Raw genomic sequence first — 24284 nt, 5'->3', positions numbered from 1 at the left:
CTCACTCGCCTTCGCCGAAGCGGTTGGCAATCAGCGCCAGCACGGCGTCCATCGCCTCCTGCTCGTCGGGGCCGTCGATTTCGATCGTGACCGTCGAGCCAATGCCGGCAGCCAGCATCATGACGCCCATGATGCTCTTGGCATCCACCTGGCGGCCGTTCCGGGACATCTTGACCTGGCTTTTGAAATTGCCCGCCAGCTGCGTCAGCTTGGCGGATGCGCGGGCATGGAGCCCGAGCTTATTGATGATGGTGGTGTCCCTCTGCAGCATATTTGTCGGGATGATTTGCGGTTTGATTCTGGACGGCGGTCGTGCCAATCTGCAGCACCCCTTGCGAGCCGCCGGCCAATGCCTTGGTGGCCAGCTGGTCAAGCTTTTCGGCGCGATAGCAGATCGCGCGCACGAGCATCGGCAGGTTCACGCCAGCCAGCACCTTGACGCGGCCCGGCTCGGCCAGGCGCGCGGCAATGTTGGCGGGCGTGGCACCAAAGATATCGGTCAGCACCAGGGCACCGTTTTCTTCGCATACCGCGGCCAGGCTGCGCTGGGCCTCGGCCAGCACCGCGGCCGGATCGGCGTCGGCGACGACGTCGATGGCTGCCAGCCGGGGCGGCTGGCCACAGTAGACGTGGGCAGCGCAATCGCGCAGCGCCGAAGCTAGCGGCGCGTGCGCGATGATCAGAATTCCTGCCATGATGGTGAATCCGTTGGACTGCCCAAATTGTAGCAGGCAGCCTTGCGGCCTCTCCCGTGTTTATGTGCGCCCCCGCGACTGTGGCGCCTTCGCATCAACCCCGGCGTACCGCGCCCTGCCGGCTCAACGGCGGTCGCTGGCCACGGCCTCTTCCAGCGCGTCGATGAACATCGCCCCCACGTTGAAGCCGGTCTGCTGGGTGATTTCCTGAAAACAGGTCGGACTCGTCACATTTACCTCGGTCAGGTAGTCGCCGATCACATCCAGGCCCACCAGAAGCAGGCCCTGCTTGAACAGCCCCGGCGCCAGCGTCTCGGCGATCTCGCGGTCGCGCGCGCTCAGCTCCTGGGCCCGGCCCACGCCGCCGGCGGCCAGATTGCCGCGAATCTCGCTACCTTGCGGAATGCGCGCCAGCGAGTACGGCACCGGCTTGCCGCCGATCAGCAGGATGCGCTTGTCGCCCGCCTTGATTTCGGGGATGTACCGCTGGACCATCAGCGTGCGGGCGCCGTTGTCGCTGAGCGTCTCGACGATCGAGCCCAGGTTCATGCCGTCGGCCCCCACGCGGAAGATGCCCATCCCGCCCATGCCATCGAGCGGCTTGACGATGATGTCCTTGTGCTCGGCGTGGAAGGCGCGGATGCGGCCCGCGTCGCGCGTGACCAGCGTCGGCGTGACGAACTGCGGAAACTGGGCAATCGCCAGCTTCTCGGAGTGGTCGCGGATGGCCTGTGGCTTGTTGAACGCGCGCGCGCCCTGCTTTTCCGCCAGTTCCAGCAGCCAGGTGCTGGTCACGTATTCCATGTCGAACGGCGGGTCCTTGCGCATCAGCACCGCATCGAAGGTGGCCAGCGGCAGCAGCGCGGCCTCGCCCAGGCGGAACCAGTCGTGCGCATCGTCAAGCAGCGTCAGCGGCCGCGCCACGGCCTCGACCACGCCGGCCGACAGCGACACCTGCGACTGCAGGCAGAAGAACAGCTCGTGCCCGCGCGCCGCCGCCTCGGTCATCATGGCGTAGGTGGAATCCTTGTACGTCTTGAAGGTTTCCAGCGGGTCGGTGATGAAAAGGATGCGCATGATGGCTCGTCGCGTTGGCGTCAGGTGAAAAGCGTCCGGCGGGTTCGGATCGACCGCGCCGGACCGGGGGCGTGCGTGACAGGCGGCGGGCGCCGCAGGTCAGAGGATCGGGTTGGGATCGGTCTTCTCGAGCTCCACCGAGGCTGCCAGCAGCGCCAGGCGAGCCACCACGCCATACATGTAGAAGCGGTTCGGCACCGCCGCGCCGGGCTTGGCGTGGCTGTCCGGAATACCGTTCGGGGCAAACGCCAGCGGCACGAAATGCATGCCCGGCGCATTCAGGTTCTCGTCGTTGCCGCGGCCCGTGTGCACGCGGTAGAAACCGCCCACCACGTAGCGGTCGATCATGTAGACCACCGGCTCGGCCACGGCCTCGTTGACCTTCTCGAACGTGTGCACGCCTTCCTGGATGATGACGTCGGAGACCTCCAGGCCTTCCTTCACCACGCTCATCTTGTTGCGTTCCTTGCGGTTCAGGCCCTTGATCTCAGACGGGTCGCGCACGGTCATGATGCCCATGCCGTACGTGCCCGCATCGGCCTTGACCACCACGTACGGCGTTTCCTTGATGCCGTACTCGCGGTATTTCTTGGCGATCTTCTTGAGCACGCCTTCGACGGAATCGGCCAGTTCTTCCTCGCCGATGCGCTCGTGGAAGTTCACGCCCGACTGGCGCGCGAAGTACGGATTCACCATCCACGGGTCGATGTCGATCAGCTTGGCGAACTTCTTGGCCACTTCGTCGTAGGCGGCAAAGTGGCTGCTCTTGCGGCGCGTGGACCAGCCGGCATGCAGCGGCGGCAGCAGGTACTGCTCGTTGATGTTCTCCAGGATCGGCGGAATGCCGGCCGAGAGGTCGTTGTTGAGCAGGATCGAGCAGGGATCGAAATCCTTGAGCCCCAGGCGGCGGCCCTTGGTGCCCAGCCGCGCCAGCGGCTCGACCACCAGCGTCTGGCCGTCGGGCAGTTCGATCGGGGTCGGTTCGGTGATTTCCTCGGACAGCGAGCCCAGCCGCACGTTCAGGCCGGCCTGGCGCATGATGAGCGACAGCCGCGCCACGTTCTGCAGGTAGAACATGTTGCGCGTGTGGCGTTCCGGGATCAGCAGCAGGTTCTTGGCGTCCGGGCAGATCTTCTCGATCGCGGCCATGGCGGCCTGCACGGCCAGCGGCAGCATCTCGGGCGCCAGGTTGTTGAAGCCGCCCGGGAACAGGTTCGTGTCGACCGGGGCCAGCTTGAAGCCGGCATTGCGCAGGTCGACGGAACAGTAGAACGGCGGAGTATGTTCCTGCCATTCCAGCCTGAACCAACGCTCGATGGACGGGGTAGCGTCCAGGATCTTCTTTTCCAGTTCGAGCAGCGGACCGTTCAGCGCGGTGATGAGATGCGGGACCATATCCATCCTAAGGAATCAGCTTTATTGTCCGCCCCGATTGTAAGGGAACGGCTATCTGGCTGCAGGCTCGCCTTGCATAACCTTATGCGGAACCTGGCCAGGGATGGGGATATGGGGCTGATCGGCGGTTTTCAAACCCCGGGGCCCCAAAGGGCCGCAGGCAAAAAAAAAGCGCGGCGTGGTGCCGCGCTTTCAAATGGCCTGACAGATACGGGGAGCGTTCTGCAGGTGGAGGAAACTGCCTCACTGGCACTCTATGCGCGCACCCCATTAAATACAATTGAGACTTTTTAAGATCCGATTTAAGCACCCTGCGAATAGGGCCGGCAGCCCTTGTCCCGCTTGAGGTCTGCACATCGGGCGGTTCCGCAACGCGGAATGTCGGCCGGCAATCACACACCAGTTGCGCACCTGCCAATAAAAAAGCCCCGGCGCAAGGCCGGGGCAAAACTCCTGAGAGAAGATTCCCAATCAGCTCTCCAGCACAACTCTGTTGTGGATATCAGCCTTCATAGGCGGTTTCGCCGTGCGAAGTGATATCCAGGCCTTCGCGCTCTTCCTCTTCCGGCACGCGCAGACCAATCAGCATGTCCACCAGCTTGTAGGCCACCAGCGACACCACACCCGACCACACGATCGTGGTCAGCACGCCTTCGAACTGGATCCACAGCTGGCCGGCGATCGAATAGTCGTCGGCCACCTTGTTGGCCACGTAGTCGTAGATGCCCACGCCGCCCAGGCTCGGTGCCGCGAACACGCCGGTCAGCAGCGCGCCGACGATACCGCCCACGCCGTGCACGCCGAACACATCCAGCGAGTCGTCCATGCCCAGCATGCGCTTCAGGCCGGTCACGCCCCACAGGCACAGCAGGCCAGCCACCAGGCCCATCACGATGGAACCCATCGGGCCGACGAAGCCGGCTGCCGGGGTAATGGCCACCAGGCCCGCCACGGCGCCCGAGGCACCGCCCAGCATCGACGGCTTGCCCTTGCCAATCCACTCACCGAAGGTCCAGGCCAGCACGGCGGCGCAGGTGGCCAGCAGCGTGTTGACGAAGGCCAGCGCGGCACCGCCGTTGGCTTCCAGGCCCGAACCGGCGTTGAAGCCGAACCAGCCGAACCACAGCAGCGACGCACCCACCATCGTGAAGGTCAGGCTGTGCGGGCGGATTGCCTCGCGGCCGAAGCCGATACGCTTGCCGAACATGAAGGCACCCACCAGGCCCGCCACGGCGGCGTTGATGTGCACCACGGTACCGCCGGCGTAATCCAGCGCGCCCTTCTGGAACAGCCAGCCCGACTTGGCCGTGGCTGCGGTTGCGGCAGCGGCGTCGGTGTAGGCGTCCGGGCCCGGCCAGAACCAGACCATGTGAGCCATCGGGATGTAGGCGAACGAGAACCAGAGCACCACGAACACCAGTACGGCCGAGAACTTGGCGCGCTCGGCGAAGGCGCCGATGATCAGGCCGCAGGTGATGCAGGCGAACGCGCACTGGAACGCGAAGAACACCAGTTCCGGGATCACCACGCCCTTGCTGAAGGTGGCCGCCACGGCATCGACGTTCAGGCCCTTCATGAACAGCCGGTCCGTGCCGCCGAAGAACGCGTTGCCCTCGGTGAACGCGAAGCTGTAGCCGTAGATGGCCCACAGGATGGCCACCAGCGAGAAGATCACCAGGCACTGCATCAGCACCGACAGCATGTTCTTGGACCGGACCAGGCCGCCGTAGAACAGCGCCAGGCCGGGCAGCGTCATCAGGATCACGAACGCCGTGGCCACCAGCAGCCAGGCGGTATCGCCCTTGTTGGGAACAGGGGCCGGCGCGGCGGCGGGCGCGGCTTCGGCCGGCGCGGCGGCGGCCGGAGCCGCTGCCGCCGCAGCCGGGGCCGCTGCGGGCGCGGTGGCCGCTGCCGGGGCCGAAGCCTCGGCGGCGGGCTTGTCCTGCGCCGCGGCATGGGTGGACAGGCCGAGGCCGGCCGTGCCGAGCGCCAGCGTCATCGCGCCAGCCGTCAGGAATCGCTTGAACCAGGTTTTCATGGGTCTAACCTCTGTCTCTCGTAGTTCTGTTGTCACAGCGCATCGCCGCCGGTCTCGCCGGTGCGGATGCGGATGACCTGTTCAACGGGGGCGACAAAGATCTTGCCGTCGCCGATCTTGCCGGTGCGGGCCGACTTCTCGATGGCCTCGATGGCGCGTTCCACCACATCGTCGGGCACCGCCACCTCGATCTTCACCTTGGGCAGGAAGTCGACGATGTACTCGGCGCCCCGATAGAGTTCGGTGTGGCCCTTCTGGCGGCCAAAGCCCTTGACCTCGGTAACCGTGATGCCCGATACGCCCACGTCCGAGAGGGCTTCGCGCACCTCGTCGAGCTTGAACGGCTTGATGACTGCAATGATCAGTTTCATTGGGGTTCTCCTTGAGGCAGCCCGATGGGCTCGGGCTGCCCGGCTGGGATGTGTGCTGTTTGCGTTAGAACGTCTTGGTGATCGATGCCCAGGCGGCTGCCTTGCCCAGGTAGCGGCCACGGTTGGCGCTGGTGTAGAACGACTCCTTGGCGTTGGTGTCCACATAGGCCACCGACAGCGCAAAGCCCTTGCCCAGGTCCTTGGTCAGGCCGATCTTCCAGTCCGTGTACGACGCATCGCTGTGATGCGTCACGCCCTGGTAGCCCACGTGCGCGTTCAGGGTCAGATCCCAGAAATTCAGCGGCACGTTGGCGGACAGGTCGACGTAGTAGCTGTTCTTGCTGTCGTCGATGCCGAACAGGTTGGTCACCGCGTGCGAGTACTTCAGGAACACCGGGCCCCAGCCGATGCCGGCGTAGAGTTCGGTCGTGTACGGGCGGGTGGTCGTGTAGCCGCCCGGGTAGTAGTACTGCAGCACGCCGACGTCGTAGTTGAATTCCTCGCCGCCGACGCCGAACTTGTTCTTGTAGCCGCCGTAGAAGTCCATTTCCACGGGCGCCGAAACCGACGAGTCCGCATCCTCGAGCCAGCTGATGCTCGAGTTCCAGTTGCCGACGTAGAAGCCGCTCTCGTGCGAATAGTCGAACCCGCCCTGGATGGCCGGACGCAGGTTGGTCTGGCTGATACCGCGATAGCGGTAGTCAGACACCAGCGACACGTTGGCACTGAATGTGTGGGGCGATGCCGGCTCGGCGGCGGGTGCGGCTGCGGGCGCGGCGGTGTCCGGGGCGGTCTGCGCGAACGCCATCGGGGCTGCCAGGCTCAACAGGACCGCAGCGGCGCTGACTGCGAGGCTCGACGTCTTCATCTGGTTCTCTCCTTTTCCTTGAAATCTTCGCGGGCTCGTTTTGAGGATCTGCTGCTTTATTGCTTTGTGGTGTTGACGCTCCTGGCAATCGGTACTGCAACTGCCGTGCCAGCTATCGTCGCCCTGCTGCAGCGCATGCCGGCCGCGGCGTTGGCGCGGCTCTGGAACCACATGGAAGGCGACCGGGCAGTGCCCTCGGCCGCGCCCGGAAAGCGTTAAAAGATGTGACCAGCCCTTGTCAGAGCTTTCATGGCGGGCGCCGAAGCGCCATAATCCGCGTCATGACGGGTCAAGTGCTGCGTGCGTGGCGTTCCGGTGAGACAGCAGGGCCAGCCCGGCGGGCAAGCGGCGCGATACGCCCCAGTCGGGTGCATCGGCCTGCTGGTCCCGTGTGCCAGGCGCCCCGCGCCTCCGCCCCAATGCGGTGCATGGCTGGCCGATTCGCCACTGCCGGGCGCGTGGGCCATTGCCTGCCCGGCGCGGCCTGACCCGAACGATCCATTGGTCACAACAGGAGCTTCACCATGAAACCGACCGATCTCTTCAACGACCTGCAGCAAAAGGTCAGCGAGGCGCTGCGCAATTCGCCGGCCAAGGACATCGAGAAAAACGTGCGCAGCATGATGACCCAGGGCTTTGCGCGGCTGGACCTGGTCACGCGCGAGGAATTCGACGTGCAATCGCAGGTACTGGCACGTACGCGCGCCCGGCTGGAGGAACTGGAGGCCCGCGTGGCCGCCCTGGAAGCCCGCGCCGGCGTCAATCCGCCACCTTCTACCGGGGTATGACCCCAAGGCGCCAGCCGCCTGCCCCGCATCGCCAGAAAGGCCACCGTCACCCGGTGGCCTTTTTCTTTAACAAATCCGCAAACGTATGAGCCTTGCAGTCCTGCGCAGCCGCGCGCTGAGCGGCATCGACGCGCCGCCGGTGTCGGTGGAGATCCATCTTGCCAATGGCCTGCCCGCATTCAATATCGTCGGGCTGGCCGATACCGAAGTCCGCGAAAGCCGCGAGCGCGTACGGGCGGCGCTGCTCAACAGCGATTTCGAGTTTCCGAACCGGCGCATCACGGTCAACCTTGCGCCCGCCGACCTGCCGAAGGAGTCGGGGCGCTTCGACCTGGCCATCGCGCTGGGCATTCTGGCCGCTGGCGGACAGTTGCCGGTGGAAGGGCTCGATGCGTTCGAGTTTGCCGGCGAGTTGTCCCTGGCTGGCGATCTGCGCCCCGTGCGCGGCGCCCTGGCCATGGCGATGGGCCTGGCGCGCGACAACCGGGCACGGGTGGCCGCCGGCCAGCCCCCGCGCGCGTTCATCGTGGCCATGGAAAACGGCCCGGAGGCTGCGCTGGTGGAGGATCTGACGGTCCATGCCGGCGCCACGCTGCGCGAGGTGTGCCATCACGTGGGGCTGCCGCCGGAACAGGCACTACGGCGCGCCCGTCCGCCGCAACGGGTGGCCGATACGGGCGATGCGCCCGACCTGCGCGACGTGCGCGGGCAACTGCAGGCCCGGCGTGCCATGGAAGTGGCTGCGGCGGGCCAGCATTCCGTGCTTCTGGTGTGGCAAAATCCCCCACATGACACCGAAAGCCTACAGCTACATTAGATTCAGCTCTCCCGAGCAAGCACGCGGGCATTCCAAGCAGCGCCAGATTGACGCCTGCGATGCCTATTGCGCGAAGCATGGCCTTGCTCTGGCACGCGAGCAGGAATACTCATTCTTTGATGAAGGCAAATCCGGCTTCAAAGGCGATCATGTTGGGAGTAACGGTCAGCTTGCTCGTTTCCTCAGCATGGTCGAGCAAGGCAAGATCAAAAAGGGCTCCTACCTAATCGTTGAGAGTTTGGACCGGCTCAGCCGCGAGCACGTCATGACGGCGCTACCACGCTTCATCGACCTACTCAACGCGGGTATTAATGTTGTCACCTTGGCAGATGACCGTGCCTACGTCAGCGGGAAGGTCAACGAGATGGAGATCATGTATTCGCTCATGATCATGGGCCGAGCGCATGAGGAAAGCACCACCAAACAAATGCGCGTAGGTGCTGCGTGGAGGGCCAAGCAAGATAAGGCGCGGGAAGGCATTGCGGTTGCCAAAACGCTTCCGTCTTGGATCAGCTACAAGGATGGCGAATACCAAATCATCCCTGACCGTGCGGCGACAGTGCGGCGAATTTTCGACCTTGCCCTAGATGGCTACGGTAAAGGTAGGATTGCGATGATGCTCAATGCTGAAGGCATCCCGTCCTTCAAAGCTGGCTTGGGTAAGTTCTCCGGCACATGGGGCACGAGCAGCATAGACAAAGTGCTAAGCAATAAGGCCGTCTTCGGTGTGTACCAGCCAAAGTCCCGTAATGGCGGTGAAGGCAAGTTGGAGGCCACCGGCGATGCTGTGGAGAACTACTTCCCTGTCGTTGTACCCGCCAACACCTACTATGCCGCTCGTGATGCCATTGAAGCGCGTAGGACCACAAGGGCGACCAAACAGTCCGACAACTTTAACGTTTGGCAAGGAATTGCACGGTGCGCCCTATGCGGGGCTGCCCTGCACATGACAGACAAGGGTAGGCCACCAAAGGGCAGTAAGTACCTTAGCTGCGCCAACAAGCGCAAGGGCACCTGCAGCGCCTCTCTCATCCGCCTAGACCAGTCTGAGCAACTGTTGCCGCTGATCCTGGCTCGTCTGGATTCGATGGCGCTGGTAAAGGACTCTGGTGGGAAGCTGACCAAAGATTTGGCAGAGATCGATGGGCGAATTTCTGAGCAGCAGGCGAAGCTGGACAAAGCTGTGAAAGCCTTCGAGTCAGAGCCGTCCCCTGACATTGCCGCGTCCGTTCGCCGTATGCGCGATGCCATCAACGAACTTGGAAGCCAGCGTGAGCACGTCCAAGGGGAGTTGGCAGCAGAGGATGCCATCGGGTTCGATACGTTCATGCAACGACTTGACCTAGCTAGCCGGAATGGTCGCCACCGGGCTAATTCGCTACTGAAACGTCTGGGTGTGCAAGTGTTCGGCGCAGGCCCGCGCGCGATGGTCGCGCAGGATGGATATCTACGCTTTGGCGTTGCGTACTTCGATGGGAAGGCCGGGTATCTCGAACTTAGCGCGTGGAAGTCTCAACGCCAGTCTCCCGACGATCCTGTGCATGTGGCCGCGCTGAAGGCATTGAAAGCCATCAATACGATTCACTACATTCCTCCTTCGCAGGCTGGGGCTGGTGCGTACGGACAGGAGGAAGACGGAGACCAAGCGCGCCAAGATGCATTAGAGGACGAAGGCCAGAGACTCCAACCCGGCGAATACTGAAAAGGCGGTATTGCTACGCCTCCCATCGGCTAGGGACTGGTGGCCCGCTGCGTTAAGGAACAAACATGAATCAACAAAGAGCAACCCGACGCGCCCTGACTGGCGACCGCAACCAGTGCCCGACATGCGGCGAGTATTTCAACAGTATGTCGGCCTTCGATAAGCATCGCATCGGTGAGTTCGGTACCGACCGCCGCTGCATGACGGAAACTGAGATGAATTCGGCAGGCATGGTCAAGAACGCCGAAGACTTTTGGCTGACAAGAGCCCGCACCCAGCAATCCGTTTCTAGCCTTACCCGCAAGGCAAAACAGCCACGATCAGAGGTGGGCCGGTACTACCCTACGTGCTCGGCAAATCGAGGCTCAAATGCCATGTTTGCCCACAGCATCACCCGGGCTACGGTGCAGTCTCCTGCAGACCATCTCCCGTAGTTACAACGACGCCAGATTTGACTACCTGAATTGCCTTCCATGCCTTGCCATGCTTGAGCTTCAGGGCGCTCGACCCACCCTGATTCGCCTGTAGCCCAAGGGTTCCGGCAACTCCCTGCAACCCCATATCCCACAACGGCTACCCTTCGTATGCACGTATCCGTCGCGCTGCGTCATATGGAAGAAGGCTGAGGCTTTGCTTAGGGATGTCCTAGGGCTGAGCCAAGGCTACCGCTTGAACACAACAAAGGAGAACCAGACCCACAGATGACAACAGCAGTAACCGAGAAACAGCTAGTCCACTACATACCCACCATCGAGGGGAAAAAGTGGGTAACGAGGAACACTAGGAATCACGGTGGCATCCACCGGCAGGAAGAGTTCAAGAAGGGTATTGAGATGCTGGAATACTGCGCCCACCACTGGCGCAACCCTCGCCTCTTCCATCTTTGCTTTACCGGCGCTGACCTAGCCATCTACCAGCTTGCGATGACCCGCTTCTGCCGGGTGCTCACTGCCGAAGGCATCGACTATCGCTACAAGGCCGCCGTTGAGAAGGACAGCCAGAAAGGGGAACACTTCCACGTCATGATCGTACTGGGAGCGGGAGACAGGCAAACCCACCGCTTCATCACCTCCGTCAACGAAGAAGGAAGGCACGAGAACGTATCGGCATTGCGGAAGGCCATCATGCACACGTGGAACGAGTGCCAGACGCTCAAATGCCGGGTCAATCCACCGCGAAGCTCCAGCGGTAGAACAGCCTTCCTTCAGTTCAACCAGTCAAACATGGACAAGTTCCATGAGGCTGCTGAGTGGATGAGCTACATCTACAAATCGCGGTCCAAGCCTGCCAGCGGCACGGTCTATTTCTCTGGGCGCCCGGCCCGCAGTGTCAGCCAAGCGTGATGGTGCCTCCATTGGTCACAGTCACCGGCCCGGGGGTCACAGTCACCGGCCCGGGCGAGCGGCACGTGACATTTTCTGTCACCCAGAGCCCTCGATTGTCAGACGGCAAGTGCTGAAGTGACAATTTTTGTCAGCCCCGCTCGTACAAACGGTTACAAATTGACAGAATTTGTCACCTATCCCTCAAGTTGTGGGGTGGCACATCAGTTGCTTAAGTATTCCCGACAGCGCAGTTTTGCTGTTCCAACTTAATAAAGGGGTCAATCCATATGAAAAAAGCACGGATGGGAATCAAACAACGGGTCCAGAGGGGTTTCACGCTGATCGAACTGATGATCGTGGTCGCGATCATCGGTATCTTGGCTGCCATCGCAATTCCGCAGTACCAAGACTATGTGTCAAAGTCGCAGGTTGCACGTGCCGTGAGCGAACTGTCTGCATATAAGACTGCTGTCGAAGATCGTCTAAACCAAGGTGACGTCACCATTAGCAACGATGACCTTGGCTATACGGTTTCGAACCTCACGACCGGCGCTCTTGCAACCAACATCGGCGCGTTTAACGCTGACGGCTCGGGCACTTTGGTCGTTACTCTTGGCAATCAAGCCAACAAAGCGATTTCGGCTGCTGTGATCACGCTGAGCCGCGACAAGACTGGCGCATGGACCTGCGGTATCTCGAAGAAGACCGCCGCTTCGTTCAAGGACAGCTACGGCCCGCCGAATTGCACGGTTGGCGCGTAAGTGTGAATCAGCGCGCTGCGCCAGCAGCGTGCTACCCTAAAAGAGCGCCACTATTGGCGCTCTTTTTCATTGGAGTGAAGTGTGGCATTACCGACAACGACGGAGCTTATCGAGTCACTGGACGACGAACTGGTCGACCTGCTGGCAGAGCGCATGCGCCTGGTTGCCGCTTTGCCGTCTACCCGAAGCGCAGCCGAGCTAGACGAGTTCGTTAGCCGCATGCGTAGCAAGGCGCTCGTGTACGGCGTCCCCCCTGATCTGGTTGCTTCAATTGCACGTACTCTGGCAGACCACGAACGCAATAAAAGCTGAACACGGCCAGCAAGGATGAATTCGCCAATTGGCTAAGTAACTCCGCATCCCTTTTCTTCGTGATTTTGTCCCGAGACGCGTCCACCGGACCCCAGACCGCCCGCAAACCGTTGCTACACCGTGCCTCAGGGCTGGCAAACGTGCTCGCACGTACCAAAATCATCGGTATAAAACGCCATAAAATCAATGATTTAGTGCGAAATCTAGCTGTTTTCATGACCCACAAACCCGCATTTCACGGTTAAATAACCCGGGTAAAATGGCCCATGCAGATAAATGACCCATTGGTCATTTATCGCACATCGGGTGTCAGGCTGAGGTAAAGCCTAGACAGGCGTCAGGCGTACTATCCGCACAGCGTCAGATTAGGGTCTATTTCACATTTTCTTGACACTCACGCACAAGGGTCTTAGACTCTATCCTGACAGTTCACACAGGAGATGGGACATGCAAGCACGTGTGGGGTACGTAAGGGTTAGCTCGGTGGACCAGAACACCGAACGCCAGCTAGACGGCGTACAGGTAGACAAGACCTTTACGGACAAGGCCAGCGGCAAGGACACCGACCGTCCACAACTGCAAGCTGCCCTAGAGTTTGCACGTGAGGGAGACACCCTTGTCGTACACAGCATGGACAGGCTGGCCCGTAACACTGAAGACCTGTTGCGCATGGTGCGTGAGCTAACAGGCAAGGGTGTGAGTGTGCAGTTCGTGAAGGAGAACCTAACGTTCCGTGCTGACACCGAAGACGCTATGGCTACCCTGATGCTCACCATGCTCGGTGCCTTTGCCACCTTCGAACGTGCATTGATTCGTGAGCGTCAGCGCGAAGGTATCGCCATTGCAAAGACCAAGGGTCTGTACCGTGGCCGCAAGGCTGCACTATCGGACGAGCAAGCCGCCCAGCTTCGCCAACGGGTGGCCGCTGGTGAGGCCAAGGCCGCTGTAGCCCGTGACTTTGGTATCAGCCGGGAGACGTTGTACCAGTACATCAAACAGGCCACCGCCTGATACGTGCTAGGAACGCTCTACAGCCTCGTGGAGCGTCTGTCGTGCGTGGGGGTAGGCTGGGCTAGGGCCGACGATCCTGGCCCGCCTCAAATATTCCTACGGCTTAGCCAGCCGATTTGCCCGGTGCCGGTTCGCGTTAAGTGCCGTCACGCCTCGCGCAGATATTCCCGGCCAGCCACACCAGACACACCCCCCCACCCCTAAGGAGTTCGCGTCTCGAAATTTTCAGGTTCTGCCCTTCCGGCAGGTGGCAATCAGTGCTTGCTTGTCGGGTGCGCCTTCCTTCTGCGCAAGGACACGCTCCACTCGCTGAATCTGTCCGACGCACTGGTCAAAGGCTTTGCCAATCTCGTCTGAGTTTGCTGACGACATGCCTTGGAGCACCTTGAACCTTTCGTCAAGAATCTCCCTCTGCGCGGTGGCGTACTTGCACCACTCTGCCGACAACTGATCGGCAGACATGTCCTTCAATTCTTGATAGTCCAGCGGAACGCATGATGCGGCAAACGCAGACAGCGAACTCGCAGACAGAGCAACAGCTACAGCCCACTTTCTAAACCGACGACCCATGATGTATTTGTGAGGATGATGGAGCCTCAAAGGCTACCAATACATCACATGGATTCAAACCCTACTTTGGTCGTTGGGTGTACTCGGTCAGAGCAAGCACTAATATGACTACCCAAGGGCTTTCTCTGCTTCCACCAGAAATACGATGGTTGCGGCAGCCATATGCAATACGTACGACACGATGTGCAACGGGACTTCGACAACCTCGGTCCCTTGCCCGTGCCCGCCAAGTCTATTGCGAACAGTAGGGACACCACTTTCCAACGTACTACGGATTCCAGAAAAGTGCTTAGCCCAGAATTCAGGAATCAGGCCATTCTTAATACACACCTCTATTAACGGGTTAGCCGTCGCATTCGCAGGATAATCCCATTTACGCTTATCACAAATGGCCTTCATCGTGCTTTCCAAGGACTTCAGCGCCTCCGCCAAAGCCTCCTTGGTATTCCCGTGCCGATAATGCTCGTGTGCGCCAAGAAATTCGGCCTGCGCTCCGGCGTACTCCTTCCCACGCAGCAGCGCCAGTGCAGGCTTTACTACTTCGGCGTGCAGCAGTTCAGAATCTACGCGGATTACCTCGCCGTTGTTAATCTGATAACCTACACCGTGCTCACGAAAACGGGTATTTAGTTCTTCTATCGCACCCTTTGCAATCATTGATGCGTTAGCATTCCTCAGATATTCGTACTTGGAGGTGTATCTTTCAATAATGTAAGATGCCAACTCAACGGCATCCATTATTTTCTCCGCAGTCGGTTCAACTAAAATAAAATCGATAAGCTCCTTTCGATAATTTCGATTATCGCGCTGCGCACCATTCAACGTAAATAATCCGTACTCACGGCACAGCTTTTCAACAATATTCCGGTAAACCGTTTTCACCTCATTACCATAACCATGGTAATCGTTCTGATCGCCGAGGGTTTCTTCGAAAATATGGACGATTTGTACGCGCAACGGCTTGGGAATGTCGTCATAGGTGTAGACATCGGGTGCTTCACCACGCAAACGGCTTTGACGTTTTGAGAAGAGATCGATGATCACAAGCGCCTCTTAGCTGGCTCGTTATTGATGTAGCGACTCTAGCACGCACCCCACTGCCTCATTGCCGAACGGCGTAATCCTTTACTCTAGGCTGCTGGTGGGCCCGCCCGGCACGGGGAAGTCGATGCTGGCCCAGCGATTTCCGGGGCTGCTGCCGCCCATGACCGAGGCCGAGGCGCTCGATGCCGCTGCCGTGCTGAGCCTGACGCCGGGCGGTTTCCAGCCATCGCAATGGGGCCGACGGCCGTTCCGCAGCCCGCACCACACCGCGAGCGGGCCCGCGATGGTGGGCGGCGGCGGCAATCCTCGCCCCGGAGAGATATCGCTGGCCCACCATGGCGTGCTGTTTCTGGACGAATTGCCAGAGTTCGAGCGCCGCGTGCTGGAAGTCCTGCGCGAACCGCTGGAAACCGGCCACATCACGATTTCCCGCGCGGCGGCGCAAATCGACTTCCCGGCCCGCTTCCAGTTCATCGCGGCAATGAACCCGTGTCCGTGCGGCTACCTGGGACATCCCACCCGCATGTGCCGCTGCACACCGGACCAGGTGCAACGCTATCAATCGCGGATCTCGGGCCCGCTGCTCGACCGCGTGGACCTGCAGATCGAGGTGCCCGCCCAGGGCCAGCACGACATCCTGGACGGCCCGCCCGGCGAACCGAGCGAAACGGTCCGCGCCCGCGCCGTGACCGCCCGGGACCGCCAGCTGGCGCGCCAGGGCATGCCCAACAGCGAACTGTCCGGCCGGGCCATCGACACCCACTGCCCGCTCGACAACGCCGCGCAGACCCTGCTGCGCGGCGCGATGGACAAGCTGGGCTGGTCGGCCCGCGCGTACTTCAGGGTGCTGAAAGTGGCCCGCACCATCGCCGACCTGGAATGCGCCGAAGTACTGAACGCCGCCCATGTGGCGGAGGCGATCCAGTATCGGCGGGTGTTGCGGGCGGCTTAGCTTGGGGATTGAACGATGACTACTTTCGTTGCATTCGAATGGTTTTCCGAGTTCTGGTGGTGGATCGTGTTCGCGACGATCCTGACGGCAGCGAGGTGTTTAGCTGGCTCTTCAACGCCGCGTGCTATCGCGCGCTAATCGATACACCATTTATCCAGATCAAACCCCTGCTGTTGCGAGCGTGGCACTGTGCCACGGCAAGCCAGCGCGACTGGCTTGTCGCCGCGCTCACGTCCGAGGACGATCTCGAGCGCGTGCGTCAGGATCCGGAATTCTCTGCCCTTGTCTCAATATTCAAAAGGAATGCCACATGAGCGACACCCCTCCGACCCATTAAGCATGACGTCTCCCCAGAAAAAAAGCCCGCATCGCGGGCCTTCGTCATGTCACACCGGCGGTTCCAGCGGCGGTGGGGGCGGCTCCTCGATGGGCGGCTGGTCCGCCGGGAAGCCGGGCGGGGGTGGCTCGTCGGGAGGGGGTTCGCGGTGGGCAGTCAGGGGGGCATCGTGCATCGGGGGCTCCATGTACGCCGGGTCACTCCCCATTGAAGCAAACGCTGCCGCACTACGCCAGCCATTCGGCCGCCGGGGTGGCTTCAGGTGTGATGCCGGCGCACAAAGAACAGCGCGGTGCCCACCGCCACCAGCACGCCGCCGAAAAAGCGGTTCTGCCAGCGCACGGCGCGGGCATTGCGGAACAGGCCTTGCATGCGCGACGCCAGCAGCGCGTAGCCGTGCATCACGATCAGGTCCACAAAGCACATCGTGGCGGCCAGGATGGCCAGTTGCACGCCCAGCGGATGGCCCGGATCGATGAACTGCGGCAGTACCGCCACCATGAAAATGATGCCCTTCGGATTAGTGACATTGGTCAGCAGGCCCGTGGCAAAGCGGCGCCGACGGCTCATGACCGCCGTGCGTACCGCGCCGCCCTGGCCGTTTGCGCCGTCCTGCGGGGTCGTCTCCACTTTGGATCGCCATTGCTGAATGCCCAGGTAGATCAGGTACATCGCGCCAATCGTCTTGACGACCAGGAAGGCTTCCTCGGACGCCAGCAGCAGCGCGCCAAGGCCACCGCCGGCCACCAGCAGGATGATGACCAGGCCGGTCTGCAGGCCCAGGATCGTTGTCGACGTCTTCTTCAGGCCATACGACAGGCCATGGCTCATCGACAATACCGCGCCCGATCCTGGCGAAACGGCGATCACCCAGCACGCGGCAAAATAAGCCAGCCACACTTCCCAACGCATCACTGCACTCCTGAAGGTAACAACGGTTAAAGGCAAAAGGCTCAAAGCGGTTCAATCGGATCAAGCGGTCGAGTCTGCCTCAGAACGGGTGGAATCCGGTCAGGAACTGTTCGACCTGCTCGGCCTGGCGCGTATCGCGTGCGGCATCGCCCGCTTCCAGCACCACGGCCTGGTAGACGCGGGCGCCCGACGCCACCAGCCGCGCGGTGAGGCGGCGCGGCGCCTTGTCCTGCGGCGATACGCCGGCCACCGACACTTCCACGCCAGCGAGCGACACAGGCGGCTGGGCTGCCGACATCACCGTGACGGGGTGCGCCTGGGCCGGTGCCCCGGGGTGCGCACCCAGGTTAGCCACCAGTCCCGCCTGCATGGCGTCCATGGCTTCGCGACGCATGGCGACATCGTCGCTGGGCAACGTCACCACGCCCACCGCGAACAGCGTGCCCTCGATGTTTGCGGCATCCATGGTCATCGGCAGCTTGTGGCCGGCAATCGATACATCGCGCGCGGCGCTGGTCGGCTTGGCCGGATACATGGCGGTGTACTTGCCGTCGTTCGAGACGATGGTCCGCCAGTCATAGCGCGGCGAGCAGCCAGCCAGTGCCAGCCACAGCAGGGCGAGCAGCGGCAGCAGGCACTGACCGGGGCGCAGCAGGCCGGGACGGGACGAGCTGGACGAATTCGACGAACCGGACGTACGGGGGCGGAGCGTGGATGGGGGCATCGGCATGGGCGGCGCATTCGTGCGCAAGCCGGTATTATCCGGGAAGCCGCCCGCCCGCGCATGTCCGACCCGTGGCTTTCATCGCCCATCGTCCCTTGCCGACCACCCAGGCGCCGGCCGGCCCGTTTTCCCGTGAGGTGACCATGCCCTTCCGTTCCCTGCCCCGTCTTGCCGCACCGTGGCTGGCCAGTCTGGCCGCAGTGGCCGGCTTCAGCGCCGTGGCTGGCACCGCGCACCTGCCTCCGGTGACCGATATCGGCGCCCAGTCGGCCGCAGCCGCCAGGCAGGGCGAGCCGCTGGTGGTGCTGGTCAGCCTGCCCGGCTGTACCTATTGCGAGACGGTGCGCCGCAACTATCTGGGCCCGCAGGTGGCGGCCGGCGACATTGCCGCGCGGGAAATCGACATGACGGCCGATACGCCGATCCGTGACGTCGATGGCACGATGACCACCGCCAAACGCTGGGCGCAGGCCCACAACATCTCGGTCGCCCCGACCGTGATGTTCCTGGACCCGCACGGCCGCAACCTGGCCAAGCCGCTGCGCGGCATGCAGCCCGATTTCTATGGTGCCTACCTGGAGCAGGCCATCGACGAGGCCCGCGCCAAGGTGGCCGCCCGGCCCGGCGCGCAGCAGTAGCGCCGGCGCAAGCTTCCATATTGCGGCGAATTGCCGCAGCCCCGGCGGGCTTGACCGTCCACGATGCCGGCTTCCACGCCCGGCAGTAGAATAGCCGCTGTCCGATGGCTGTCCCGGTACCGTTATCCCATGACCAATACTGCTGCTTCCGCCACTTCCCCGCGCAAACGCTGGCCGCTCGCCATCGCGGTCGTGATCGTCGCCCTGCTTGGCGTCTTTGGCTATCGCGCCATGTCGCCAGCCAGCAAGGTGCCCGATGCCACTTTCACGCTGCTGTCGGGCCAGAAAGTCAGCACGGCCGATCTGAAGGGCAAGGTCTACCTGGTCAACTTCTGGGCCACCAGCTGCGCCACCTGCGTCAAGGAAATGCCGCAGATGATCGACACCTACAAGCAGTTCAAGGACAAGGGCCTGGATTTCGTGGCCGTGGCCATGAACTATGACCCGCCGATGTACGTGGCCAACTACGCCAAGACGCGCGAACTGCCGTTCAAGGTGGCCATGGATTCGGACGGCTCCGCGGCCAAGGCGTTTGGCGACGTCCAGCTCACGCCCACCACGTTCGTGGTCGACAAGCACGGCAAGATCCTAAAACGCTACGTGGGCGAGCCCGAGTGGGATGCGCTGCACAAGCTGCTGGACGGTGCGCTGGCCAGCGCGGCCTGATTGCCTGCCGTTCCCGGTCGAAAAGGTGCCCATGCGGCACCTTTTTTGTTGCCCGAACGCCGCGCAGGCACGTCCGGCTTGCCAGTCGAAGCTGTATGGATATACAGTGGGCGCCAGATTTTTCTCAATCCTCCCCTCTGCCCTTCCCGCTGTGCTACCGGATCTCGCCCCTGAAGCCGACGTGCCCGCCGACCTCTCTCCGGAGACGGGCGACGCGGCTGCCTACCTGTCCAAGCTGAATCCGGAGCAGCGCGCCGCCGTGGAATATGCCGGCGAGGCGCCGCTGCTGATCATTGCCGGCGCGGGCTCGGGCAAGACCAATACGCTGGCGCACCGGGTCGCGCACCTGGTGGTAGGCGGCGCAGACCCGCGGCGCATCCTGCTGCTGACCTTCTCGCGCCGTGCGGCGTCCGAGATGGGCCGCCGCGTGGAGCGCATTGTCGATCAGGCACTGGGCATCCAGTCCGGCGCAGGGCGTGCGGCGCTGCAGTGGTCGGGCACCTTCCACGCCATCGGCGCCCGGCTGCTGCGCGAATACGCCGAGACGCTTGGCCTGGCGCCGAGCTTCACGATCAGCGACCGCGGCGATTCGGCCGACCTGATGCACGTGGTACGCCACGACCTGGGGCTGTCCGAGCAGGCGTCGCGCTTTCCGCGCAAGGAAACCTGCCTGGCCATCTATTCGCGCGTGGTCAACACCCAGTTGCCGATCGAGGTGGTGCTCAAGACCCAGTTTCCGCGCTACGCGATGTGGGCCGACGCGCTCAAGACGCTGTTCGCCGGCTATGTCGAGGCCAAGCAGAAGCAGCAGGTGCTCGATTACGACGACCTGCTGCTGTACTGGGCGCAGGCCATGACCGAGCCCGCGCTGGCGCAGGACATGGGCGCGCGCTTCGACCACGTGCTGGTCGACGAGTACCAGGACACCAACGCGCTGCAGGCGTCGATCCTGCTGGCGCTGAAGCCGCAGGGCCGTGGCCTGACCGTGGTGGGGGATGACGCGCAGTCGATCTACGCCTTCCGTGGCGCCACGGTGCGCAACATCCTCGATTTCCCGACGCAGTTCACGCCGGCGGCCGAACAGGTCACGCTGTCGCAGAACTACCGTTCCACGCAGTCGATCCTGCAAGCCGCCAACGCAGTGATCGGCCTGGCGGCCGAACGCTTCACCAAGGACCTCTGGTCGCTGCGCGAGTCGGCCGAAAAGCCCGGCGTGGTGGTGGTCAACGACGAAGCCGACCAGGCGCGTTTTGTGGTCGAGCAGGTGCTGGCGCGACGCGAATCGGGCCTGGCGCTGATGCAGCAGGCGGTGCTGTTCCGCGCGGCCGACCACAGTGCGCAGGTCGAAATCGAACTGGCCCGGCGCAACATCCCGTTCGTGAAGTTCGGCGGCCTGAAATTTCTGGAATCGACGCACGTGAAGGACGTGATGGCCGTGGTGCGCTGGCTGGAAAACCCGCGCGACCGCATGGCCGGCTTCCGCACGCTGCAGCTGCTGCCCGGTATCGGGCCGAAGACCGCCGCGCGCGTGCTCGAAGGGCTGGAGGCGGCCACCGAGCCCCTGCTGGCGCTGGAGGCGTTCGAGGCCCCGCCCGCTGCCGCGCCCGCGTGGGACGACCTGCTGACGCTGGCCCGCACGCTGATGGCCCCCACGTCGCCGTGGCCGTCAGAGTTCGAGCAGGTGGTGGCGTGGTACGCGCCGCATCTGGAGCGCATGCACGACGATGCCGCCGCGCGCCAGGCCGACCTGCAGCAGATCGAGCGCATCGCGGCCACCTATGCGTCGCGCGAGCGTTTTCTGACCGAACTGACGCTGGACCCGCCCAGCGCGTCCAGTGACGAATCGGGCGTGCCGTCGCGTGACGAGGACTACCTGATCCTGTCCACCATCCATTCGGCCAAGGGCCAGGAATGGAAGGCCGTGTATGTGCTCAACGCCGTGGACGGCTGCATGCCGTCCGACCTGGCCACCGGCACCACCGAGGAAATCGAGGAAGAACGCCGCCTGCTGTACGTGGCCATGACGCGCGCGCGCGACCACCTCGACGTGATCGTCCCGCAGCGGTTCTACGTGCACAACCAGGTGGGTTTTGGCGACCGCCATGTCTACGCGTCGCGCACGCGCTTCCTGCCGAACCGCGTGATGCCGAATTTCTACAGCCGGTCGTGGCCGCCCCCGCCGATGCCGGGCGAAGGGCAGGATAAGGCATCCTTGCCGCAGGTCGATCTGGCATCCCGCATGCGCAACATGTGGAAATAGGCGGCCATCAGGCCAGCGCCACGCCCGCCTGGCGCACCACTTCCACCAGCGCCCCGTCGCGCAGCAGCGCGGCCACGCGTTCGATCTCGTCGGTCATGTAGCGGTCCATGTCCAGGAACGGCACGTGTTCGCGCACGAAGGCGAAGACCGCGCGGCCGGCAGGCGACAGGTGCTCGACCGCGCCGGCCAGTTCCGCCGCCTGGCACGCGGCCAGCAGTTCCAGCGCCAGGATGTACTGGTTGTTGTCGAGGATGCGGCGCGCGTTGCGGGCCGAGATCAGCCCCATGCTGACCACGTCCTGGTTGTCGCCGTTCGACGGCACGCTCTGGATGCTGGCCGGGCTGCAGATCGTGCGGTTCTCGGCCACCAGCGCCGTGGCCGGGTACTGGGCGCCGGCAAAGCCGCACGACAGGCCTTCGTTGGCGGCGGCCAGGAAGGCCGGCAGGCGATTGTTCAGGTGCGGGCTCAGCAGACGGTTCAGGCGGCGTTCGGCCATCACGCCCAGTTGCGTGGCGGCGATGGCCAGGAAGTCCATCGCGAAGGCCACCTGCTGGCCGTGGAAATTGCCGCCGTGGAACAGCGCGTCATCGTCAAAGAACAGCGGGTTGTCGTTCGATGAATTGAGTTCGCGCGTCACCACGTTGGCACAGTGATCCAGCGTATCGCGCACGGCACCGAGCACCTGGGGGATGCAGCGCAGCGTGTAGGCCTTCTGGATGAACACGCCCGTGCCGGTGTTCTTTTCGTCGCCGGCGCGATGCTTCATCTCCGCGCTGAGCGTGTCGTGCCCGGCCAGCCGCGTCGAGCCGGCCAGCAGCGCGCGCAGGTTCGCGGCGGAGCTGACCTGGCCCGGGTGTGGCTTGGCGATGTCGTGGCCGTGCGCCATGAACGCATCGGCCGATGCCGACAGCCCTTCCAGCGCCAGCGCCGCAATCGCTTCGGCCTGCCGGACCTGCGCGCGCAGCGTCTCCAGCAGCAGGCACGACACCCCGGTCATGGCCGAAGTGCCATTGATCAGCGCCAGCCCTTCCTTGTACGCCAGCGTGATCGGGGCAATGCCGTGCTGTCGCAGCACGTCGGCAGTGGGCGCCGTGCCGCCATCGGCGGTCAGCACCTTGCCTTCGCCGATCAGCGTGATGGCCACGTGCGACAGCGGCGCAAGGTCGCCGCTGGCACCGAGCGATCCCACCTGCGGCACGGCCGGCGTGATGCCGGCGGCCAGGTATTTGAGCAGCTGTTCGATCACCACCGGGCGCACCGCCGAATAGCCACGCGACAGCGCGTTGGCGCGCGCCACCATCATGGCCCGCACTTCATTGCGCGAGAACAGCGGCCCCACGCCGGCGCAGTGGCTGCGCAGCAGGTTTTCCTGCAGCGCGCGGCCGTGCTCGATATCGACCCAGTTGTGGACCAGTTCGCCAAACCCGGTGGACACGCCGTAGATCGGCACATTGGTGGCAGCGACCTGCTCGAAGCGGGCCCGGGCGTCGCGCACCTTGTCGAGGACGCCGGCAGGAACTTGCGCGGTCAACTTGCCTTGGGCGATGGCGGCGACGGCTTCGGGGCGGAGCTGGTAGCCGTCGATGGCGGCTTGGGATGCGGTGTGGGTCATGGGGCGTGCGGTAGGGATCAAGGCCGGGCGAGAGTGTACCGCGCCCGATTCGCCCTGCTGCAGCCGTTACAGTCCGTAGCGTTTGATCTTGTCGTAGAGCGTCGCCTTGCCCACCTGCAACAGATCGGCAGCCTGGCTGACGGCGCCGCCCGTGCGCGCGAGCGTATCGGCGATCACGGCGCGCTCGTAGCGTTCCATCCGCTCGCGCAGCGGAATCGATTCGTCGCCGCCTTCGGCCTTGCCGGCATGGCCACCCTCGGGCACGCCCAGCACCAGGCGGTCTGCCGCGTTGCGCAGCTCGCGCACGTTGCCGGGCCACGGGCGTTGCATCAGCTGCTGGCGCTGCATCTCGGACAGGATCGGCGCAGGCCGCTGGTAGCGCACGGCGGCCACAAGCATGAAGTGCTCGAACAGCGGCACGATATCCTCGCGACGCTCGCGCAGCGGCGGCAGCGGAATCGTCACCACATTGAGGCGGTACAGCAGATCCTGCCGGAACGCGCCCTGCGCCACCAGCGATTCCATGTCGCCCTTGGCGGCGGCGATGATGCGCACATCGATCGGCAGCGATGCGTTGGAGCCCAGCCGCTCCAGCGTGCCCTCCTGCAGCACGCGCAGCAGCTTCACCTGCAGCGCCAGCGGCATGCTCTCGATCTCGTCCAGGAACAGCGTGCCGCCCGACGCATGTTCGAGCTTGCCGATGCGGCGCTTGCCCGCGCCCGTGAACGCGCCCGCCTCGTGGCCGAACATCTCGCTTTCGAAGATCGATTCCGGCACCGCGCCGCAGTTCAGCGCGATAAACGGCGCGTCGCGGCGCGTGGACAGCGCGTGCAGGCTGCGCGCCACCAGTTCCTTGCCGGTGCCGGTCTCGCCGTTGATCATCACCGGCACATCGGTTTCGGCCACATTGGCGATCAGCCCGCGCACCTGGCCAATGGCCGGCGACCGGCCGATGATGCGCGTGCCGGCCGCCGGGCCGGCCAGTTCACGGCGCAGCGCCACGTTTTCGAGTTCCAGTGCGCGGCGCTCCAGCGCCCGGCGCACGGTATCGGTCAGGCGGTCCGCGCCGAACGGTTTCTCGATGAAGTCGTAGGCGCCCTCGCGCATCGCCTGCACCGCCATCGTAATATCACCATGCCCGGTCACCAGGATCACCGGCAGGCCCGGCGCCACGTTGCGGCAGTGGTGCAGCAGGTCCAGCCCCGACGCGCCGCCCAGGCGCACGTCGGTCACCAGCACGCCCGGGAAGTCGGCGCTCAGGTGCGGCATCGCCGCCTCGGCCGACGGCAGCGCCAGCACCGCGAATCCGGCCAGTTCCAGGCTCTGCGCCGTGGCCTGGCGCACCAGCGGTTCGTCTTCGACAAACAGCACGCGCAGCCCGTCTTGCATCGCAATCATTTCGCTTTTCC

At 63.3% G+C, this 24284-nt stretch carries 24 protein-coding genes and 2 pseudogenes; 12 read left to right on the top strand and 14 right to left on the bottom strand.

Annotated elements, in window-relative coordinates; translation table 11 throughout:
* Window position 1: 1 nt before the first annotated feature.
* The 7 genes from D9X30_RS05360 to D9X30_RS05330 form a co-directional block, all read right to left on the bottom strand.
* Complete coding sequence (locus D9X30_RS05360; protein WP_092603109.1) at window positions 2-271, bottom strand: HPr family phosphocarrier protein; 270 nt, start codon at window positions 269-271, stop codon at window positions 2-4.
* Window positions 240-695 carry a PTS sugar transporter subunit IIA gene (locus tag D9X30_RS05355; RefSeq protein WP_153949029.1) on the bottom strand — a complete coding sequence of 152 codons (456 nt, stop codon included), beginning with the start codon at window positions 693-695 and terminating at the stop codon, window positions 240-242. Before D9X30_RS05355 ends, D9X30_RS05360 begins: the two co-directional genes overlap by 32 nt.
* Before the next feature lie 123 nt (window positions 696-818).
* A complete protein-coding gene (gene gshB, locus D9X30_RS05350; protein WP_153949030.1) occupies window positions 819-1772 on the bottom strand; it encodes a glutathione synthase in 954 nt (317 codons plus the stop codon).
* A 99-nt stretch (window positions 1773-1871) separates the two neighbouring features.
* Window positions 1872-3167 (bottom strand): glutamate--cysteine ligase, encoded by a 1296-nt coding sequence (gene gshA / locus D9X30_RS05345; RefSeq protein ID WP_066739913.1) that lies wholly within the window; start codon window positions 3165-3167, stop codon window positions 1872-1874.
* A 502-nt stretch (window positions 3168-3669) separates the two neighbouring features.
* On the bottom strand, window positions 3670-5205 hold the full coding sequence (locus D9X30_RS05340; protein WP_153949031.1) for an ammonium transporter: 1536 nt from the start codon (window positions 5203-5205) through the stop codon (window positions 3670-3672).
* A 32-nt stretch (window positions 5206-5237) separates the two neighbouring features.
* On the bottom strand, window positions 5238-5576 hold the full coding sequence (locus D9X30_RS05335) for a P-II family nitrogen regulator (protein ID WP_066739826.1): 339 nt from the start codon (window positions 5574-5576) through the stop codon (window positions 5238-5240).
* Between the two features lie 64 nt (window positions 5577-5640).
* The gene (locus tag D9X30_RS05330; RefSeq protein WP_153949032.1) at window positions 5641-6444 is read right to left on the bottom strand and encodes a TorF family putative porin; all 804 of its coding nucleotides are present in this window, start codon (window positions 6442-6444) and stop codon (window positions 5641-5643) included.
* 524 nt (window positions 6445-6968) lie between these two features.
* Here D9X30_RS05330 and D9X30_RS05325 point away from each other — a divergent pair.
* From D9X30_RS05325 to D9X30_RS05295, 7 genes and pseudogenes are all read left to right on the top strand, one after another.
* On the top strand, window positions 6969-7232 hold the full coding sequence (locus D9X30_RS05325; RefSeq protein WP_066739835.1) for an accessory factor UbiK family protein: 264 nt from the start codon (window positions 6969-6971) through the stop codon (window positions 7230-7232).
* 85 nt (window positions 7233-7317) lie between these two features.
* A pseudogene (locus tag D9X30_RS05320) lies at window positions 7318-8037 on the top strand (magnesium chelatase domain-containing protein); the annotation flags it as partial.
* Entirely contained in the window at window positions 8021-9751 is a 1731-nt protein-coding gene (locus D9X30_RS05315) for a recombinase family protein (RefSeq protein WP_194946562.1), read from the top strand. The pseudogene D9X30_RS05320 and the gene D9X30_RS05315, both read left to right, overlap by 17 nt.
* Before the next feature lie 65 nt (window positions 9752-9816).
* Window positions 9817-10185: a hypothetical protein gene (locus tag D9X30_RS05310; protein ID WP_153949034.1), complete on the top strand. Its 369-nt coding sequence runs from the start codon at window positions 9817-9819 to the stop codon at window positions 10183-10185.
* 267 nt (window positions 10186-10452) lie between these two features.
* The gene (locus D9X30_RS05305) at window positions 10453-11094 is read left to right on the top strand and encodes a hypothetical protein (protein WP_153949035.1); all 642 of its coding nucleotides are present in this window, start codon (window positions 10453-10455) and stop codon (window positions 11092-11094) included.
* 269 nt (window positions 11095-11363) lie between these two features.
* Entirely contained in the window at window positions 11364-11837 is a 474-nt protein-coding gene (locus D9X30_RS05300) for a pilin (protein WP_153949036.1), read from the top strand.
* Between the two features lie 759 nt (window positions 11838-12596).
* Window positions 12597-13160, top strand: a complete 564-nt coding sequence (locus tag D9X30_RS05295) for a recombinase family protein (protein WP_153949038.1) — start codon at window positions 12597-12599, stop codon at window positions 13158-13160.
* A 225-nt stretch (window positions 13161-13385) separates the two neighbouring features.
* On the opposite strand, the gene D9X30_RS05290 is transcribed toward D9X30_RS05295, so the two are convergent.
* Together D9X30_RS05290 and D9X30_RS05285 are read right to left on the bottom strand one after the other, a co-directional pair.
* Complete coding sequence (locus D9X30_RS05290) at window positions 13386-13622, bottom strand: hypothetical protein (protein WP_153949039.1); 237 nt, start codon at window positions 13620-13622, stop codon at window positions 13386-13388.
* A 216-nt stretch (window positions 13623-13838) separates the two neighbouring features.
* The gene (locus D9X30_RS05285) at window positions 13839-14774 is read right to left on the bottom strand and encodes an abortive infection family protein (RefSeq protein WP_249640890.1); all 936 of its coding nucleotides are present in this window, start codon (window positions 14772-14774) and stop codon (window positions 13839-13841) included.
* An 82-nt stretch (window positions 14775-14856) separates the two neighbouring features.
* Here D9X30_RS05285 and D9X30_RS05280 point away from each other — a divergent pair.
* Window positions 14857-15726, top strand: a pseudogene (locus tag D9X30_RS05280) (YifB family Mg chelatase-like AAA ATPase); the annotation flags it as partial.
* An 8-nt stretch (window positions 15727-15734) separates the two neighbouring features.
* Window positions 15735-16040, top strand: a complete 306-nt coding sequence (locus tag D9X30_RS05275) for a hypothetical protein (protein ID WP_194946563.1) — start codon at window positions 15735-15737, stop codon at window positions 16038-16040.
* Window positions 16041-16112: 72 nt separating this feature from the next.
* Here D9X30_RS05275 and D9X30_RS29685 read toward each other — a convergent pair whose 3' ends face one another.
* The 3 genes from D9X30_RS29685 to D9X30_RS05265 form a co-directional block, all read right to left on the bottom strand.
* Window positions 16113-16238: a hypothetical protein gene (locus D9X30_RS29685; RefSeq protein WP_283780736.1), complete on the bottom strand. Its 126-nt coding sequence runs from the start codon at window positions 16236-16238 to the stop codon at window positions 16113-16115.
* Window positions 16239-16321: 83 nt separating this feature from the next.
* Window positions 16322-16975: a LysE family transporter gene (locus tag D9X30_RS05270; RefSeq protein WP_153949041.1), complete on the bottom strand. Its 654-nt coding sequence runs from the start codon at window positions 16973-16975 to the stop codon at window positions 16322-16324.
* 79 nt (window positions 16976-17054) lie between these two features.
* Complete coding sequence (locus D9X30_RS05265; RefSeq protein ID WP_228771003.1) at window positions 17055-17705, bottom strand: hypothetical protein; 651 nt, start codon at window positions 17703-17705, stop codon at window positions 17055-17057.
* Between the two features lie 137 nt (window positions 17706-17842).
* On the opposite strand from D9X30_RS05265, the gene D9X30_RS05260 reads away from it, so the two are divergent.
* From D9X30_RS05260 to D9X30_RS05250, 3 genes are all read left to right on the top strand, one after another.
* The gene (locus D9X30_RS05260) at window positions 17843-18337 is read left to right on the top strand and encodes a thioredoxin fold domain-containing protein (protein WP_153949042.1); all 495 of its coding nucleotides are present in this window, start codon (window positions 17843-17845) and stop codon (window positions 18335-18337) included.
* A gap of 129 nt (window positions 18338-18466) precedes the next feature.
* Complete coding sequence (locus D9X30_RS05255; RefSeq protein ID WP_153949043.1) at window positions 18467-19003, top strand: TlpA disulfide reductase family protein; 537 nt, start codon at window positions 18467-18469, stop codon at window positions 19001-19003.
* Between the two features lie 151 nt (window positions 19004-19154).
* Window positions 19155-21263, top strand: coding sequence for an ATP-dependent helicase (locus tag D9X30_RS05250; RefSeq protein ID WP_249640889.1), 2109 nt, complete (start codon window positions 19155-19157; stop codon window positions 21261-21263).
* Between the two features lie 7 nt (window positions 21264-21270).
* On the opposite strand, the gene cmdF is transcribed toward D9X30_RS05250, so the two are convergent.
* Together cmdF and D9X30_RS05240 are read right to left on the bottom strand one after the other, a co-directional pair.
* Window positions 21271-22875 (bottom strand): tyrosine 2,3-aminomutase, encoded by a 1605-nt coding sequence (gene cmdF / locus D9X30_RS05245; protein WP_153949044.1) that lies wholly within the window; start codon window positions 22873-22875, stop codon window positions 21271-21273.
* Window positions 22876-22941: 66 nt separating this feature from the next.
* On the bottom strand, window positions 22942-24264 hold the full coding sequence (locus tag D9X30_RS05240; protein ID WP_153949078.1) for a sigma-54-dependent transcriptional regulator: 1323 nt from the start codon (window positions 24262-24264) through the stop codon (window positions 22942-22944).
* Window positions 24265-24284: the final 20 nt, after the last annotated feature.

The organism is Cupriavidus sp. U2 (assembly GCF_009663685.2).
GTDB lineage: Bacteria > Pseudomonadota > Gammaproteobacteria > Burkholderiales > Burkholderiaceae > Cupriavidus > Cupriavidus necator_C.
Note: the sequence above shows the minus strand (reverse complement) of the source record. Positions and strands in the feature narration are given on the sequence as shown.